Here is a 15,742-nt window from a genome sequence, read left to right on the forward strand (position 1 = left end):
GGCGTCCGGTGCGTGCTCTCGGCGTGCCGGGTGCAAGCCCTCGTACTGGATGTACTTGGGCTTGTGCCCGGTGCGGCGAGAGTGCGTGCCGGGCGCCGCGACGGGGCGATCGTTGCCTGACGTGGCACTAGGCCCGTTCGGGGGTGCCGAAGGTCTTGGTCCGGTGCACCCGCCAGCGCTCCATCATCTCCGCGATCTCCCCTTCGACGAACTCGAAGAAGGCCAGGGTCTCGGCCATACGGCGGCCCGCGCGCGTGTCCGGTCCGAGGCTCGCCACGCCTTCCCTGAGCGCGCCCTCCCACCGCTTGATGACGGCCTCGCGGCTGGTCAGGGCCTCGTACCACTGGTCCCCGTGGACCCGGTAGCGCTCCCTGCGGGACCCCGGTTCGCGCTCGCGGGAGACCATGTGGGTCTGGGCGAGGTAGCGCACGGCGCCGGACACCGCCGCCGGGCTGATCCGCAGCTGTTCGCCCAGCTCGGCGGAGGTCAGCACGCCCTCCTCGGAGGCGAGCAGCGCGGCGAAGACGCGGGCCGCCATCCGCTGCATCCCGGCCTCGACCAGCTGCGCCGCGAACGCCTCGACAAACCTCGACACGGCCTCCGTGTCCCGCGCTTCCGTCATGCGCCCGTCCTCTCGGCGATTCATATGCTTCCTTAACTTCACAAATTTCTGAAAGAAGCGTACTTTCTGGGCCATGACGAAGGCAATCACCGTCTCCGGACTGCACAAGGCGTTCGGCAAGACGCGCGCGCTGGACGGGCTCGACCTGGAGGTGGAGACCGGCGAGGTGCACGGCTTCCTCGGCCCCAACGGCTCCGGGAAGTCCACCACCATCCGGGTCCTGCTCGGCCTGCTGCGCGCCGACTCCGGCGCCGCGCGGATCCTCGGCCGCGATCCCTGGACGGACGCGGTGGAGGCGCACCGCCGGATCGCCTACGTCCCCGGCGACGTCACGCTCTGGCGGAACCTGTCGGGCGGCGAGGTGATCGACCTGTACGGCCGCCTGCGGGGCGGACTCGACAAGCGGCGGCGGGCCGAACTGGTCGAGCGGTTCGAGCTGGACCCGACCAAGAAGGGCCGCACCTACTCCAAGGGCAACCGGCAGAAGGTCGCCCTGGTCGCCGCCTTCGCCTCGGACGTGGACCTGCTGATCCTGGACGAGCCGACCTCGGGCCTGGACCCGCTGATGGAGGAGGTGTTCCAGCGCTGCGTGGAGGAGGAGCGGGACCGCGGCCGGACGGTCCTGCTGTCGAGTCACATCCTCAGCGAGGTCGAGGAACTCTGCGACCGAGTGAGCATCATCCGCAAGGGCCGCACCGTCGAGACGGGTTCCCTGGCCGACCTGCGCCATCTGACGCGGACCAGCGTGACGGCCGAACTGGTCGGCCCGCCCAACGGGTTGACGCGGCTGGCGGGCGTCCATGACCTCGACGTGCGGGGGCACCGGGTCCGGCTCCAGGTGGACACGGACAAACTGGACGCCGTACTGAAGTCGCTGGCCGAGTCCGGGGTGCGCTCGCTGACCTCGACGCCGCCCACGCTGGAGGAACTGTTCCTGCGCCACTACCAGGACGAGGCGGTGGCCCGATGACCACGGCCACCGCCGAACTGACGGGCACCGGAACACTGTTGCGGTTCGCCCTGCGCCGGGACCGGCTGATGATCCCGGCGTGGGTCGCGGTGAACGCCCTGATGATCCTGTCGATGCCGAGCACGCTGCAGGGCGTCTACGCCACGGCCGAGGACCGCGCGAAGCTGGTGGCGGACACGGCGGCCAACGCCTCCTTCCGCGCCCTGATCGGCCCGGCCTTCGACGACTCCCTCGGCGCGCTGACGGCCTGGCGGGCCGGCGTGTACGCGGGCGCGCTCGCGGCCGTGGTCAGCCTGCTGGTCGTCGTACGGCACACGCGCGACGAGGAGGAGAGCGGGCGTCAGGAGCTGGTCGCGTCCGGGATGGTGGGCCGCAGGGCGTCGCTCACGGCGTCGCTGCTGGCGGCGGCGGTCGCGAACGCGGTGCTGGCGCTGCTGGTGACCGCCGGACTGGCCGGCCAGGGTGCCGCGGGGGCGCTGGCCTTCGGGCTCGGCCTCGCCGGAGTGGGCATGGTCTTCGCGACGCTGGCGGCGATCGTCGCGCAGTTCACCGAGAGCGCGCGGCTGGCCAGAGGGCTGACGGCGGGGCTGCTGGGCGCGGCCTTCGTGCTGCGCGCGGCGGGCGACGCGGCCTCGGACGACGGCTCGTCGGCGCTGACGTGGGTGTCGCCGCTGGGCTGGCTGGAGAACCTGCGGTCCTTCGCGGACGAACGGTGGTGGGTGCTCCTGCTCTTCGCGGCGGCGATCGGCGTGCAGGCCGCGGTGGCCTACGCGCTGGCCGGCCGCCGGGACGTCGGCATGAGCTTCCTGCCCGCCCGGCCCGGCCCGGCCGAGGGCCGCCTCGGCACGGCGGCCGCGCTGGCCTGGCGGCTGCAGCGCGGATCCGTCCTCGGCTGGTCGATCGGGTTCTTCTTGGCCGGGGTCGTGTACGGCGGTCTGACGGACGGGGTGGCGGACCTGGTGGGGGACAACGACAACGCCCGGGAGATCTTCCAGCGGATGGGCGGCCAGAGCGCCCTCACGGACGCCTTCCTGGCCTCGATGGTCGGCATGCTGGGCCTGATCGCGGCCCTGTACGTCGTCTCCTCGGTCCTGCGCCTGCACGGCGAGGAGACGTCGACGCGGGCGGAACCGGTGCTGGCGAACGCGGTGGGCCGCCTGCGCTGGGCCGCGGGCCACCTGCTGATCGCCTTCGCGGGCGCGGCGCTGATCATGCTCTGCGCCTGGCTGGGCTTCACCGCGGGTCACGGCGAGGAGGTGGCCCCCCTCCTGGGCGCCTGCCTCGTCCAGCTCCCGGCGATCTGGACGATCGGCGGCCTGGCCGTCCTGCTGTACGGCGTCGTGCCGAGGGCCGCGCCGGCGGCCTGGGCGGTGGCCGGAGCGGCCCTGCTGATCGGCTGGGTGGGCCCGGCGCTGAACGTCCCCCAGGCGGTCCTCGACCTCTCCCCCTTCGGTCACCTGCCGAAGCTGCCGGGCGGGCAGATGGACTGGGGGCCGGTGCTCGTCCTGCTGGTCCTGGCGGCGGTACTGACCGTCACCGGTCTGGCGGGGCTGCGCCGCCGGGACCTGACGACCTGACCGGCTCAGCCTGCGCACGCCCGGCGCCGGACCGGCCCGCTCACCTCGCCCGGACGGGTGATCACCCCACCTCCACGCTCAGCCCCTCCAGCCCCCGGATCACGAAGTTCGGCTTGCGCTTCGGTTCCGTTGCCAGGGTCAGGGTCGGCGCCCTCTCCAGAAGGGCCGTCATCGACGCCGCCAGCTCGATGCGGGCGAGGGGGGCGCCGATGCAGTAGTGGATGCCCGCGCTGAAGGAGATGTGCGGGTTCTCGGTGCGGGTCAGGTCCAGGCGCTCGGGGTTGTCGAACACCTCCGGGTCGTGGTTCGCGGAGCCGAAGAGCATCGCGATCTCCGCGCCCCTCGGGATCGTCGTGCCGGCGATCTCGATGTCGTCCAGGACCCAGCGTTCGAAGAGCTGGAGCGGGGTGTCGTAGCGCATCAGCTCCTCGATCGCCGAGGGGATCAGGGAGTGGTCCGCGCGCAGGGCCGCCAGCTGCCCGGGGTTGCGGAACAGGGCGTACCAGCCGTTCACCGTGGCGTTGACCGTCGCCTCGTGCCCCGCGTTCAGCAGGAGCACGGCCGTCGAGATCATCTCCTGCTCGGTCAGCCGGTCGTCCTCGTCGTGCGCCGCGATCAGCCCGGAGATGAGGTCGTCGCCGGGTTCCTTGCGACGCTCGGCGATCAGCTCGCGCAGGTAGTCGGAGAACTCCACCGACGCGCGCACGGCCTTCGCCGCGGTGTCCTGCGACGGATTCAGCTCGTACATCCCGCAGATGTCCGCCGACCAGGGCCGCAGGGGCGCCCGGTCCGCCTCCGGGATGCCCAGCATCTCGGCGATCACGGCGACGGGCAGGGGCTCGGCGACATCGGTGAGCAGATCCCCGCCGCCCGCCTCGACCAGCCGGTCCACCAGCTCCGCGGCGAGCCGGGCCACGTACGGCTTGAGCTGCTCGACCGTCCGGGGCGTGAACGCCTTCGACACCAGGCGCCGGATCCGGGTGTGGTCCGGCGGCTCCAGGTCCAGCATCCCGTGGTCGTTCAGCGTGTGGAACGGCTCGTGCTCGGCCGGCGGGGCCGTCCGCCCGAAGTCCTCGTGCGTGAACCGGTGCTGGTACGTCCGCCCGAGGCGCCGCTCACGCAGCAGCGCCGACACATCGGCGTGCCGCGGGACCAGCCACTGGTTCGTGGGCTCGAAGTAGTGCACACGGCCCTTGGCGCGCAGTTCGGCGTAGGCGGGGTAGGGGTCGGCGAGGAACGCCGCGTCCCATGGATCGAAGGCTCCCATGAACGGACGCTAAGCGCTCCGCTGTCCGTGCCGCAATACGCAGCCGTTCATCCGCGGCGCCATCGTGGCTGGTCGGGCGGTTGCCCGCGCCCCTTCTCGGCGTCGAGGACCCCCTTATTGATCAGGGCCGAACTCCGGAAGCGTGACCGTGCCGTCCTCGTTGAGCGGGAAGCCGGGGTTGTGGGCGACCTCCCAGGCGTGGCCGTCGGGGTCGGCGAAGGCGCTGGAGTAGAAGCCGATGGCGTTGACGGCGGCGGGCTTGGTGACCGTCCCGCCCGCCCGCTCCACCGCCGCCAGCAGCGCGTCCACTTCCGCCTCGGAGCGGACGTTGTGGGCCAGGACGATCCCGCCGAAGCCGCCCCCGCCCGCCGGACCGGGCTCCAGGCCGCAGTCCCGCGCCAGCTTCTCCCGGCCCCACAGGACCAGACCCAGACCGCCCGCCTGGAAGAACACGGTCTCCTCGACCTCCTGGCCGCGCCAGCCGAGGGCCTCGTAGAAGGCCTTGGAGCGGGCGAGGTCGGAGACTCCCAGCGTGATCAGTGTGATGCGCTGTTCCATCCGCTCACCGTACTCAGCCCGGCGTCACCAGGCGCGCCTCGTACGCGAACACCGCCGCCTGGGTGCGGTCCCGCAGGCCGAGCTTCACCAGGATCCGGCTGACGTGGGTCTTGATGGTGGACTCGGCCACCACCAGCCGCTCGGCGATCTCGGCGTTGGACAGGCCCTGGGCGATCAGGACCAGGACCTCCGTCTCGCGTTCGGTGAGCTCCCCGTAGGCCGCCTGGGCTCCGGCGAACGCCCGCGGCGCCTCCGACAGTTTGGAGAACTCCGTGATCAGACGGCGGGTGACCGAAGGGGCGAGCAGTGCCTCTCCGGATGCCACCACCCGTACACCGTCAGCCAGTTGGCGGGCCGAGGCGTCCTTCAGCAGGAACCCCGAGGCCCCGGCCCGCAGCGCCTGGTACACGTACTCGTCCAGGTCGAAGGTGGTCAGGACCAGCACCTTCGCCGTACCGTCCGCCGCCACGATCTCCCGGGTCGCCTCGATGCCGTTCAACTCGGGCATCCGGATGTCCATCAGGACGACGTCCGGGGCGAGTTCACGGACCTTGGCCACCGCCTCGCGGCCGTTGACCGCCTCGCCGACGACCTCGATGTCCGGCATCGCGTTCAGCAGGACCGAGAAGCCCTCGCGGACCATCATCTGGTCGTCCGCGATCAGCACACGGATGGTCATGCCTCGTCCCCCGCGAGCGCCGGGACCGGGAGGAACACCGCCACCTCGTACCCGCCTTCGTCCGTCGGCCCGGCCGTCATCTCGCCGTTCAGCATGGACACGCGCTCCCGCATGCCGGTGACGCCGTGCCCGGCGCCGGGCGAGGGCTTCACCAGCGCGGGGGCGGGCGGCGCGGTGTTGACGATCCGCAGTCCGAGCCCGCCGAGCACATACCCGATCTCCACCTTCGCGCTCGCGCCGGGCGCGTGTCGCAGGGTGTTGCTCAGGGCCTCCTGCACGATGCGGTAGGCCGACAGCTCGACACCCTGCGGCAGTTCCCGCACCGCGCCGGTCACCGTCTTCGCCACGTCGAGACCGGCGTCCCGCACATTGGCCAGCAGCGCGTCCAGGTCGGCGAGCGTGGGCTGCGGGGCGTCCGGAGCCTCGTAGTCCTCGGCCCGTACGACGCCCAGGACGCGGCGCAGTTCGGTCAGGGCCGCCACCGCGTTCTCCCGGATCGTGGCGAAGGCGCGCTCCAGCTCCTCGGGCGGGTTCTCCACCCGGTAGGGGGCGGCCTCGGCCTGGATGGCGACGACCGACATGTGGTGGGCGACCACGTCGTGCAGCTCGCGGGCGATCGTCGTGCGCTCCTCCAGCAGGGTCCGCCTGGAGCGCTCCTGCGCGGTCTCCGTCGCCTGCGCGGTCACCTCCTGCTCGGCCGTGCGCCGGATGTGCCAGACGGCGACGCAGAGCAGGACGAACGCGGAGACGACCAGCACGGGGCCGGTGTTGGTGCCGTAGTAGTAGGTCGGCCCGAACCCGGCGTCGGCGACGAGGCCGTACGCCGCCGTCAGCAGCCACATCCAGGCCGCCGTGCGCGGCCGGGTGCGCAGCGCCACGATCGTCATGACCGCCAGATGGCTGACCACGGCCCCGGCCATCCACGGCCATTCGCTCGAGCCGCCGCCCACGATCCCGGCCACCGGGGTGGCCGCCATGGACAGCCAGAACGCGCCGAGCGGCCGCACCATGGTCACCAGCACGGGTATCGCGCAGACCACGGCGGCGAGCAGCGGCACGCTGTCGCCGTCCTCGGCGGCGGCGAAGGCCGCGATCAGGGCCAGGCCGGCGATCAGGGCGTGCGGGGTCCAGCACGCGTACTCCCGCAGCCGGCCGGGCAGCCGCCGGGTCAGCGGGCCGTCGACGCTCATGCGCGGCAGCGGGCGGTAGGCGAAGGCGTCGGTGAACAGGTCCTGCCGCAGCCCGCGCAGGGCGTCCGCGGCCAGCCGGAACTCCGGGCTGTGGTCTTTGCTGGTCGTCTCGGTCACGTAGAGCACGGTAGGGCGCGGCCGGGGTCCCGTCGTCACCTGCGAGAAGGGTCCTCGCGGGTCCGTCTCAAGTACTACGGCGGCCCGGCGCGCTCACCAGGCCAGCTGGGCGATCTCCTCGGCGACGACCGCGCAGGCGTCGGCCGCCGGGTCGATCAGCGGGAAGTGGCCCACGTCCTCCAGTAGCGTCAGCCCCACCACCTCGCCGGCCTTCGCCGCCGCGTCCGCGTAGGCCTCGGCGACCATCTGCGGCACGTCGACGTCGGTGCGACCCTGCACGAGGGTGGTGGCGATACCGGTGGGCAGCAGCAGCGCGGGGTCGGCGTACGGCCGCCGCTCGGCGAACCCCTCGTCCCCGCCGAGGAGTTGGCGGGCCGCGCCGCCGCAGACGTCCAGCTTGTCGGCGACCGCGAAGTCGGCGATCGGGGCGAGGGCGACGACTCCGCGCAGCAGCGGGGCGCCGTCGACGCGCCAGGGGGCGTCGGCGGGCAGGAGGTGCCTGGCCGCCGCCCACAGGGCGAGGTGGCCGCCGGCGGAGTGGCCGGTGACGACGGTCCGGCGGGGGTCGGCCTGCGGGAGGGTCTCGCGGACGAGCGCGGGCAGGGCGTCCATGGCCGCGGCGACGTCGTCGAAGGTGTCGGGCCACCGGCCGGCGAGCTCCGCCGAACCCTCCGCGCCCTTGCGGTACTCGACGTTGGCCACGGCGAAGCCCCGGCGGGCCAGGAAGTCCGCGAACGGGGTGATGTGGCGGCGGTCGTAGGGCGCGCGCCAGGCGCCGCCGTGCAGTACGACGACGAGCGGGGCGAGGGCGCCGGAGCCGGACGAGGTGCGCGGGGCGTAGAAGTCGATCACCTGGTCGAGGTGGTCGCCGTACGCGGCGGTGGCATCCGGATCGACGGGCGGGTGCGAGAAGGCCGACTGCTCCTCGGCGGCGGCCCGGGCAGCGGCGGCGTCGTCCGGCATGCTCCAACCTCTCAAAGGCGACATGGGGTGGGCGGACCAGGTGCGTTCCCGCACCGTGTGCCGGGACGGTACCAGCCCCGTGACGTGCGCCGACACGGGGCTGTGACCCTGGGTGAGGGGTAACGGTTCCGCGGAACGCGCGCCGCTACGGCCGCAGCAGTTCCCCGAGCACCCGCGCCGCCTTCTCCACGTCCGCGAACCCGACGTAGAGCGGCGTGAAGCCGAAGCGGAGGACGTCCGGGGCCCGGAAGTCGCCCACCACCGACCGCTCGATCAGCCGCTTCATCACCGTGCCCGCGTCCTCGCAGCGCAGCGCGACCTGGCTGCCCCGCTCCCCGTGGGCGACCGGGGTGAGGGACTCGACGGCGCCCTCGGGGACGTACTGACCGACGCACTCCAGGAAGAAGTCCGTCAGCGCCAGCGACTTCGCGCGCACCGACTCGACCGAGACGTCCTCCCAGACCTCCAGCGCCGCCTCCAGCGCGAGCATGGAGAGGATGTCCGGCGTGCCCACCCGGCCACGAAGGGCGCCCCGGGCCGGTTCGTACTCCGGGCGCATGCCGAAGGGCTCCGCGTGGGAGTTCCAGCCGGGCAGCGGGGAGTCGAAGCGGGGCTGCAGGTCCGCCCGGACGTACAGGTACGCCGGTGAACCGGGGCCGCCGTTGAGGTACTTGTAGGTGCAGCCGACCGCCAGGTCGACGCCGTGTTCGTCGAGCCCGACCGGCAGCGCCCCGGCGCTGTGGCACAGGTCCCACACCACGTAGGCGCCCGCCGCGTGCACCGCCGCCGTCAGCGACGGCAGGTCGTGCAGCCGCCCGGTGCGGTAGTCGACGTGGTTGAGCAGCACGGCGGCCGTCCGGTCACCGAGGACCGACGGCACCTCGGACGGCTGTACCGGACGCAGCCGGCACCCGGTCATCCGGGCCGCGGACTGCGCGAGGTACCCGTCCGTGGGGAAGGTCGTGGCGTCCAGGACGATCTCGTCCCGGCCCTCACCGGCGAGCCGCACCGCCGCCACCAGCGCCTTGAACACGTTGACGCTGGTGGAGTCGCCCACCACGATCTGCCCCGGTGCCGCCCCGACCAGCGGAGCGATCCGGTCGCCGATCCGCTCGGGCGCGGTCCACCAGCCGCTCTCGTCCCAGGACCGGATGCGCAGGGCACCCCACTGCCGGCGCACGACGTCCTCGACCCGTTCGGGAACGTTCGCGGGCAGGGCGCCCAGGGAGTTGCCGTCGAGGTATACAGCCTCGTCGAGCACGAACCGCTTCCGCAGGCCGGCCAGTTCGTCGGCGGCGTCCAGCACGCCCGCCCTGGTCACCAGCTCAGACATGGGACCTCGCCGTCCACAGCTCGGGGAAGACGTACTTGCGGGCCCGCTTCTCCAGCCAGGCCACCCCGGCCGAGCCGCCGGTACCGGCCTTCGCGCCCATGGCCCGGCGGGTGGCGACCAGATGGTCGTTGCGCCAGCGCCACACCAGCTCCGCCACGTCCGTCAGCGCCTCGCCCAGCCGGGCGACCTCGTCCCCGGCGTCGCCGGAGTAGACGGCCGTCCAGGCGGCCTCGACCTCGTCGGACGGTTCGTAGCGCTGCGAGACGTCCCGCTTCAGCACCGCCTCGGGGATCGCGTGCCCGCGTCGGGCCAGCAGCCGCAGCACCTCGTCGTACAGGCTCGGCTCGTGCAGCGCCTTCTCCAGTTCCGCGTGGACGCGCGGGGCGCCGCGGTGCGGGACGAGCATGGACGCGGACTTCTCGCCGAGCAGGAACTCCATCCGCCGGTACATCGCGGACTGGAAGCCGGAGCCCTCGCCGAGGGCGGAGCGGTAGGAGTTGAACTGGGCCGGGGTGAGCTGGCCGAGCGGCTTCCAGGAGGCGTTGAGCGCCTCCAGCTCGCGCACCGAACGCTTCAGCGCGTCGATCGCCACCGGCACCCGGTCCTCGCGCAGCGCGTGCGCTGCGGTCTCCCACTCATGGACGACGACGGTGAACCACAGCTCCATGACCTGGGTGGTGACCAGGAAGACCATCTCTCCGGGATCGTCGGAGAGGGTGTGCTGGAGGTGGGTGAGCACGTCCGCCTTGACGTAGTCCTCGTACGGCGTCGTGCCGGCGAAGTCGAGATGCGGGGTCTCGGGCTCCTGGGTTTCGTGAGCCTCGTGGGACATCGCTGTCTCCTGTTGTGTACTCCGGGTAGCGGTCCGCCCCTGCCGTTACCGACACGGGGGCCCCGGTCCCCACCGCGAATCCTCCGGGGTCACCCCTGAAAAGTGCAAGGCCCGACTGGATCACAGCCGGACCCGCACTCGAGACCCCGTCTAGCCCAGCGTCTGGGCCGCCGTCGGCGAGGAGTCCTTCAGGAACTGGGTGCAGCGCTCGTACTCCTCCTGCTCGCCGATGGACCCGGCGGCGCGGGCGAGGGCGTGCAGGGCGCGCAGGAAGCCGCGGTTGGGCTCGTGCTCCCACGGCACCGGGCCGTGGCCCTTCCAGCCGTTGCGGCGCAGCGAGTCCAGGCCGCGGTGGTAGCCCGTACGGGCATAGGCGTACGACTCCACGACGCTGCCCCGCTCGTACGCATCGTCGGCCAGCTGGGCCCAGGCCAGGGAGGACGTCGGGTACTTCGCGGCGACATCGGCCGGGGCGGTGCCGGACGCCAGGAGCTCACGCGGCTCCGGGTCGTCGGGGAGGTGGGTCGGGGGCGGCCCCCCGAGGAGGTTCTCGTGAATCGTCATGGGTTCCAGTCTGGTGCATGACGCTCCGCTGGGTGTGCCCGGCCGGGTTGCCTTTCGTCCGCGACAGCGTGGGAGGGCTGAGCGCGCGGTTCCCCGCCCCCCTGCCCGGGCCGTCAGGCGATCCGCTTCCGCACCGGCTCCGCCTCCAGCGGCGGCGCCGCGATCGAGCCGTGTGTACGGCATTCCGGGCGTCGGCAGTCCGGCGGGAGGCTGCGCACGGTGGTGAAGGCCAGCACCGAGCCCGCCACCAGGATGCCCGCGCACCAGAGGATGGCCTCGCCGAAGGCGTCGTCGAAGGCGGTCGGTGAGCGGTAGGCCTCCTCCCCCATGCCGGTCAGCAGGGGGAGCGCGGCAACCGCGACCAGGCCGGCGGCGCGGGCGGCCGCGTTGTTGATGCCGCTGGCCAGGCCCGCCCGCGCGACGTCGACCGAGGCGAGGACGGTGGCGGTGAGCGGGGCGACCAGGGTGACCAGGCCGAGGCCGAAGACCAGGACGCCGGGCAGCACGTCGGTCAGGTAGTTCGCGTCCGGGCCGACCCGCAGCATCAGCAGCAGCCCGGCCGCGCTCACCAGCGGGCCCACGGTGAGCGGGATCCGCGGGCCGATCCTGTCGGCCAGCTCGCCGGAACGGGCGGAGAGCAGCAGCATCAGCACGGTCGTCGGCAGCAGTGCCGTACCGGCGGCGAGGGCCGAGTAGCCGGCGACGACCTGGAGCTGGATCACGGCGAGGAAGAAGAACCCGCCGAGGGCCGCGTACACGCACAGGGTGACCAGGTTGACCGCGGTGAACTGACGGGACGCGAAGATCCCCAGCGGCATCATCGGGTCGGGGCGCCGCTTCTCGACGTACACGAACGCCACCCCGAGGCCCACGCCCAGCACCGCGGTGATCCAGTCCGCCTCGATCAGCGCGTACGTCACCAGCGCGAGCGCCAACGCGCCGAGCGCCGCGCCGAGCACGTCGAAGCGGCCGTGCCGGGTGCCTCCCCCACCGGACTCGGGCACGTGCCGCAGCGCGACGGGAACGCACAGCAGGGCCAGCGGGACGTTCAGCAGGAACACCCAGCGCCAGCCCGGCCCGTCCACCAGCCAGCCGCCCAGGAACGGGCCGACGGCCGCCCCGATGCCGCCGAAGCCGGACCACAGGCCCACCGCCCGCCCCCGTTCGTCGGGGTGGAAGGAGGCCTGGATGAGGGCGAGGGAGCCGGGGGTGAGCAGCGCCCCGCCGACCCCTTGCAGGGCGCGGGCGGCGATGAGGACCTCGGCGTTCGGGGCGAGTCCGCACAGCAGCGAGGCGGCGGCGAACCACACGACCCCGATGACGAAGACCTTGCGCCGGCCGTACCGGTCGCCGAGCGACCCGCCGAGCAGGATCAGCCCGGCCAGCGTGAGCATGTAGGCGTTGACCGTCCACTGCAGCGCGGACAGGTTCGCGTCGAGGTCCTCACCGATGCGGGGCAGGGCGACGTTGACGACGGTGGAGTCCAGCAGCGCCATGCTGGAGCCCAGGACGGTGGTCAGCAGGATCCAGCGGCCCTGCGGGGAGGCGAGCCGTACGTCGGGCATGCCCCCAGGTATACAGCGAGCCCGGCACCTGGGGGCAGGCGCCGGGCTCGGCAGTGCACTCGGGGACTACTTGATCTTCGTGCCCGTGGAACGCAGGTTGGCGCAGGCCTCGACGACACGCGCGGCCATGCTCGCCTCGGCCAGCTTGCCCCAGGTGCGCGGGTCGTAGGTCTTCTTGTTGCCGACCTCGCCGTCGACCTTCAGGACGCCGTCGTAGTTCTGGAACATGTGCGCGGCGACCGGACGCGTGAAGGCGTACTGGGTGTCCGTGTCCAGGTTCATCTTCACGACGCCGTTCTCCAGCGCGGTGGCGATCTCCTCCGCGGTGGAGCCGGAGCCGCCGTGGAAGACGAAGTCGAACGGGCTGGACTTGCCGTACTTCTCGCCCACGCCCTGCTGGAGGTCCTTCAGCAGCTCGGGACGCAGGACCACGTTGCCCGGCTTGTACACGCCGTGCACGTTGCCGAAGGAGGCGGCGAGCAGGTAGCGGCCCTTCTCGCCCAGGCCCAGGGCCTCGGCGGTGCGCAGGGCGTCGTCGACCGTGGTGTAGAGCTCGTCGTTGATCTCGTGGGTGACGCCGTCCTCCTCGCCACCGGTCGGGGTGATCTCCACCTCGAGGATGATCTTCGCGGCGGCGGCGCGGGGCAGCAGCTCCTGGGCGATGGCCAGGTTGTCGGCCAGGGTCTCGGCGGAGCCGTCCCACATGTGCGACTGGAACAGCGGGTTGCGGCCGGCCTTCACGCGCTCCTCGGAGACCGCGAGCAGCGGGCGGACGTAGCCGTCCAGCTTGTCCTTCGGACAGTGGTCGGTGTGCAGCGCGATGTTGACGTCGTACTTGGCGGCCACGATGTGCGCGAACTCGGCCAGGGCGACGGCGCCGGTGACCATGTCCTTGCTGTGCTGACCGCCCAGGAACTCCGCGCCACCGGTGGAGATCTGGACGATGCCGTCGCTCTCGGCCTCCGCGAAGCCGCGCAGGGCAGCGTGCAGGGTCTGGGAGGAGGTCACATTGATGGCCGGGTAGGCGAACTTGCCTGCCTTCGCCCGGTCGAGCATCTCGTTGTAGACCTCGGGGGTTGCGATGGGCATCTGTCCGCTCCTTGTGATGTGCGGGTTGCGTTCTGCGTACTACGGCCCTGACCTAGACCTGGGAGGCGACGTCGTCGTCGCGGGCCCATCTTTCCAGACGAACCGGGATGCTCCGAGAGCTGTCTCAGCCCTGACCTCAGTCCAGGCCGAGCTCGTCCTTGGAGTAGGCGAAACGGTAGGGCACGCCCGCGCCCTCCTCGATCTTCTCGGCGGCGCCGGTGGCCCGGTCGACGATCGTGGCGACGGCCACGACCTCGGCGCCGGCCTCGCGCACGGCCTCCACGGCGGTGAGCGGGGAGCCGCCGGTGGTGGAGGTGTCCTCGACGACGAGCACACGGCGGCCGGAGATGTCCGGTCCCTCGACACGGCGCTGGAGCCCGTGCGCCTTGGCGGCCTTGCGTACGACGAAGGCGTCCAGCTTCCGCCCGCGGGCCGCGGCGGCGTGCAGCATGGCGGCGGCGACCGGGTCGGCGCCCATGGTGAGGCCGCCGACCGCGTCGAAGTCCAGGTCGGCGGTGAGGTCGAGCAGCACCTGGCCGACCAGCGGAGCGGCCTCCCCGTCGAGGGTGATGCGCCGGAGGTCGACGTAGTAGTCGGCCTCGAGCCCCGACGACAGGGTCACCTTGCCGTGCACCACGGCCTTGTCCTTGATCTGCTGCAGCAGCGCGCCACGTGTGCCTGGCGGCATTACTTCGTCGACATCCGTCATGCCGACCAGCTTAGATGCGGGTCCAGCTCCAGGTGGTCGTGGCCTCCAGCGGCTCCAGCGGGGTGACCAGGCGCGGCAGCGTGTTCAGCCCGTTGGGCGGCCCGGTCTGCGGCTCCACGCAGACCGCGGCCTCCTGCTCGTCGTAGACGACGACCCATTCCTCGCCGCTGGTCACGTGCAGCCGGAGCTGTCCGGGCCAGGTGAGGGTGACGTCGACACCGCCGGGCATGCCGAAGCAGTCGTCCCAGGGGCCGGGCTTGGGGTCGACGCGGTTGCCGGTGGGCAGGTGGTCGTCGCCGCGCTCCTCCTGCCAGGCGGCCGTGAAGTCGAGGGTGGCGTCCGCGCCGCCGAGGTTCCTGTTGAACCACGGGTGCCAGCCGATCTGGGCCGGGAAGGAGTCCTCGTACGTCTCCACCGACATCGTCAGCGTCAGGGAGTCCTCGGTGAGGGCGACGACCTGGGTGACGCGTCCGGTGTGCGGCCACGGATCCACGAGGTCGTACGTGATCACCGCCTCGTCCGCCCTCGCCCGTGCGGTGCGCCAGGCGCCGTCACGGACGGTGCCGTGGATGGCGTGCGGCGGGGAGTTCAGCGGCATCTGGCGGACGGTGGCACCGTCGCGGAAGCGGCCGTCCCTGATCCGGCCGCACCAGGGGACCATGGGGAAGCAGCCGAAGCGCTCCCCCTGGCGGAGGAGTTCGGTGCCGCCGACTCTCAGGCCGCCGATCCTTCCGCCGTTGCCCGGTTGTACGGTCACCTCCGCGTCGCCCGCGGTCAGCGTGATGTCTTCGGTACTCACGGGTCGACCCTACTGGGGCGATCAAGAGGGCGTGGGCCGCCGGTTCAGCGGCGCTTTCTGAGGGCCCGGCTGACGACGATCGCGGACGCGACGGCGAGGGCGGCGGCGGGGGCCGCCCAGCGGAGGGCGCCGGACGGGGCGGTGGGGGTCGGCGCCGGGACGGGGGCGTAACGGCCGCGGGGCGGGGCGTGGTCGACCTCCTCGGCGCTGCGGCCGATCATGGTGCGGCGGGCGTGGGCGGCCTCCGGAGCGGATTCCTGCGCGGCTTCGGCCGTCCGGTCCTCGGCTTCGTCGGCGGGTGCGGGCAGCGCCTGTGGGGCTTCCTCGTCGTCGGCGGCTGCCGGTTCGGGGGCGGGCTCATGGGCTGTGGGGGGCGCTTCCGCCTGCTCCGGCCCCGGCGCGGGCGCCTTCTCGTCGCTCTCCACCGTCCCCAGGTTCTCCGCGAAACGGTTCAGCAGGCGTGTCACCGCTGAACTCACCTGTTCCGGCGGGAGTTGTGCGATGCGGCCGTCCGCCTTGGCCGTGGCGTCGAAGGTGAGGGTCGTGCCGTCCTCGGCGTCGTCCAGCCGGAGTGTCAGGGACAGTTCGACCCCACCCGTACCCCTGGTTTCCGTCGCCTCGCCCTCCACCGCGAAGGAGCCGTCCTCCCGGGGCGAGACCCGCAGCGCTCCCCGGTACGTGACCGAGTGGCTGCCCACCCTCAGTTTCAGGCGGCCGCTCACCGGTGTCTCGGCGCCCGCGTCCTGCTGGAGGCCGGGGAGCGCCCGGGCCACCCGAGCGGGGTCGGACAGGGCCTGCCGCACACGAGCCGTGGCCACCGGGACGAACACCTCAAGCTCCATGTCAGCGGAGCCTACCCACGAGACGGTCGCCCGCACCCCCCGTCGGCGTAATCTCGCGGCACGTCC

Annotated in this window: 16 protein-coding genes; 2 read left to right on the plus strand and 14 right to left on the minus strand. The window is 72.5% G+C overall.

Translation table 11 applies throughout. From position 1 onward, the window contains the following. Positions 1-127: 127 nt before the first annotated feature. Positions 128-622, minus strand: a complete 495-nt coding sequence (locus ACWDRW_RS31805; RefSeq protein WP_451729171.1) for a GbsR/MarR family transcriptional regulator — start codon at positions 620-622, stop codon at positions 128-130. Between the two features lie 73 nt (positions 623-695). Between ACWDRW_RS31805 and ACWDRW_RS31810 the strand changes: the two genes are divergently transcribed. Then, positions 696-1,592 (plus strand): ABC transporter ATP-binding protein, encoded by an 897-nt coding sequence (locus ACWDRW_RS31810; protein ID WP_451729175.1) that lies wholly within the window; start codon positions 696-698, stop codon positions 1,590-1,592. Then, positions 1,589-3,169 carry an ABC transporter permease gene (locus tag ACWDRW_RS31815; RefSeq protein WP_451729178.1) on the plus strand — a complete coding sequence of 527 codons (1,581 nt, stop codon included), beginning with the start codon at positions 1,589-1,591 and terminating at the stop codon, positions 3,167-3,169. Before ACWDRW_RS31810 ends, ACWDRW_RS31815 begins: the two co-directional genes overlap by 4 nt. A gap of 61 nt (positions 3,170-3,230) precedes the next feature. Here ACWDRW_RS31815 and ACWDRW_RS31820 read toward each other — a convergent pair whose 3' ends face one another. From ACWDRW_RS31820 to ACWDRW_RS31880, 13 genes are all read right to left on the minus strand, one after another. Next, entirely contained in the window at positions 3,231-4,436 is a 1,206-nt protein-coding gene (locus tag ACWDRW_RS31820; protein ID WP_451729181.1) for a cytochrome P450, read from the minus strand. A 114-nt stretch (positions 4,437-4,550) separates the two neighbouring features. Then, entirely contained in the window at positions 4,551-4,994 is a 444-nt protein-coding gene (locus ACWDRW_RS31825) for a VOC family protein (RefSeq protein ID WP_451729184.1), read from the minus strand. 13 nt (positions 4,995-5,007) lie between these two features. Continuing rightward, the gene (locus tag ACWDRW_RS31830; protein ID WP_451729187.1) at positions 5,008-5,673 is read right to left on the minus strand and encodes a response regulator; all 666 of its coding nucleotides are present in this window, start codon (positions 5,671-5,673) and stop codon (positions 5,008-5,010) included. After that, positions 5,670-6,989 (minus strand): sensor histidine kinase, encoded by a 1,320-nt coding sequence (locus ACWDRW_RS31835; RefSeq protein ID WP_451729347.1) that lies wholly within the window; start codon positions 6,987-6,989, stop codon positions 5,670-5,672. The genes ACWDRW_RS31830 and ACWDRW_RS31835 overlap by 4 nt, the downstream gene beginning before the upstream one ends. An 84-nt stretch (positions 6,990-7,073) precedes the next feature. Beyond that, on the minus strand, positions 7,074-7,943 hold the full coding sequence (locus tag ACWDRW_RS31840; protein ID WP_451729190.1) for an alpha/beta hydrolase: 870 nt from the start codon (positions 7,941-7,943) through the stop codon (positions 7,074-7,076). A 145-nt stretch (positions 7,944-8,088) separates the two neighbouring features. Then, the gene (gene kynU / locus ACWDRW_RS31845) at positions 8,089-9,276 is read right to left on the minus strand and encodes a kynureninase (protein WP_451729192.1); all 1,188 of its coding nucleotides are present in this window, start codon (positions 9,274-9,276) and stop codon (positions 8,089-8,091) included. Continuing rightward, positions 9,269-10,108, minus strand: coding sequence for a tryptophan 2,3-dioxygenase family protein (locus tag ACWDRW_RS31850; protein WP_451729195.1), 840 nt, complete (start codon positions 10,106-10,108; stop codon positions 9,269-9,271). Before ACWDRW_RS31850 ends, kynU begins: the two co-directional genes overlap by 8 nt. 150 nt (positions 10,109-10,258) lie before the next feature. Continuing rightward, positions 10,259-10,672, minus strand: coding sequence for a DUF3151 domain-containing protein (locus tag ACWDRW_RS31855; RefSeq protein ID WP_451729198.1), 414 nt, complete (start codon positions 10,670-10,672; stop codon positions 10,259-10,261). A 113-nt stretch (positions 10,673-10,785) separates the two neighbouring features. Continuing rightward, positions 10,786-12,237 carry an MFS transporter gene (locus ACWDRW_RS31860; protein ID WP_451729201.1) on the minus strand — a complete coding sequence of 484 codons (1,452 nt, stop codon included), beginning with the start codon at positions 12,235-12,237 and terminating at the stop codon, positions 10,786-10,788. A 66-nt stretch (positions 12,238-12,303) separates the two neighbouring features. Beyond that, on the minus strand, positions 12,304-13,326 hold the full coding sequence (fbaA, locus tag ACWDRW_RS31865) for a class II fructose-bisphosphate aldolase (RefSeq protein WP_451729204.1): 1,023 nt from the start codon (positions 13,324-13,326) through the stop codon (positions 12,304-12,306). A gap of 136 nt (positions 13,327-13,462) precedes the next feature. Further along, positions 13,463-14,035, minus strand: coding sequence for an orotate phosphoribosyltransferase (gene pyrE, locus ACWDRW_RS31870; RefSeq protein ID WP_451729207.1), 573 nt, complete (start codon positions 14,033-14,035; stop codon positions 13,463-13,465). Between the two features lie 10 nt (positions 14,036-14,045). Beyond that, positions 14,046-14,834 carry an aldose epimerase family protein gene (locus ACWDRW_RS31875; RefSeq protein ID WP_451729209.1) on the minus strand — a complete coding sequence of 263 codons (789 nt, stop codon included), beginning with the start codon at positions 14,832-14,834 and terminating at the stop codon, positions 14,046-14,048. 44 nt (positions 14,835-14,878) lie between these two features. Next, positions 14,879-15,676 (minus strand): SRPBCC domain-containing protein, encoded by a 798-nt coding sequence (locus ACWDRW_RS31880; RefSeq protein ID WP_451729212.1) that lies wholly within the window; start codon positions 15,674-15,676, stop codon positions 14,879-14,881. Positions 15,677-15,742 lie beyond the last annotated feature (66 nt).

This window comes from Streptomyces sp. NPDC003635 (assembly GCF_053587635.1).

Coding starts and splice junctions, on each gene's coding strand:
- ACWDRW_RS31805 (WP_451729171.1), bottom strand. CDS start 622: ATGACGGAAGCGCGGGACACGGAGGCCGTGTCGAGGTTTGTCGAGGCG.
- ACWDRW_RS31810 (WP_451729175.1), top strand. CDS start 696: ATGACGAAGGCAATCACCGTCTCCGGACTGCACAAGGCGTTCGGCAAG.
- ACWDRW_RS31815 (WP_451729178.1), top strand. CDS start 1,589: ATGACCACGGCCACCGCCGAACTGACGGGCACCGGAACACTGTTGCGG.
- ACWDRW_RS31820 (WP_451729181.1), bottom strand. CDS start 4,436: ATGGGAGCCTTCGATCCATGGGACGCGGCGTTCCTCGCCGACCCCTAC.
- ACWDRW_RS31825 (WP_451729184.1), bottom strand. CDS start 4,994: ATGGAACAGCGCATCACACTGATCACGCTGGGAGTCTCCGACCTCGCC.
- ACWDRW_RS31830 (WP_451729187.1), bottom strand. CDS start 5,673: ATGACCATCCGTGTGCTGATCGCGGACGACCAGATGATGGTCCGCGAG.
- ACWDRW_RS31840 (WP_451729190.1), bottom strand. CDS start 7,943: ATGCCGGACGACGCCGCCGCTGCCCGGGCCGCCGCCGAGGAGCAGTCG.
- kynU (WP_451729192.1), bottom strand. CDS start 9,276: ATGTCTGAGCTGGTGACCAGGGCGGGCGTGCTGGACGCCGCCGACGAA.
- ACWDRW_RS31850 (WP_451729195.1), bottom strand. CDS start 10,108: ATGTCCCACGAGGCTCACGAAACCCAGGAGCCCGAGACCCCGCATCTC.
- ACWDRW_RS31855 (WP_451729198.1), bottom strand. CDS start 10,672: ATGACGATTCACGAGAACCTCCTCGGGGGGCCGCCCCCGACCCACCTC.
- ACWDRW_RS31860 (WP_451729201.1), bottom strand. CDS start 12,237: ATGCCCGACGTACGGCTCGCCTCCCCGCAGGGCCGCTGGATCCTGCTG.
- fbaA (WP_451729204.1), bottom strand. CDS start 13,326: ATGCCCATCGCAACCCCCGAGGTCTACAACGAGATGCTCGACCGGGCG.
- pyrE (WP_451729207.1), bottom strand. CDS start 14,035: ATGACGGATGTCGACGAAGTAATGCCGCCAGGCACACGTGGCGCGCTG.
- ACWDRW_RS31880 (WP_451729212.1), bottom strand. CDS start 15,676: ATGGAGCTTGAGGTGTTCGTCCCGGTGGCCACGGCTCGTGTGCGGCAG.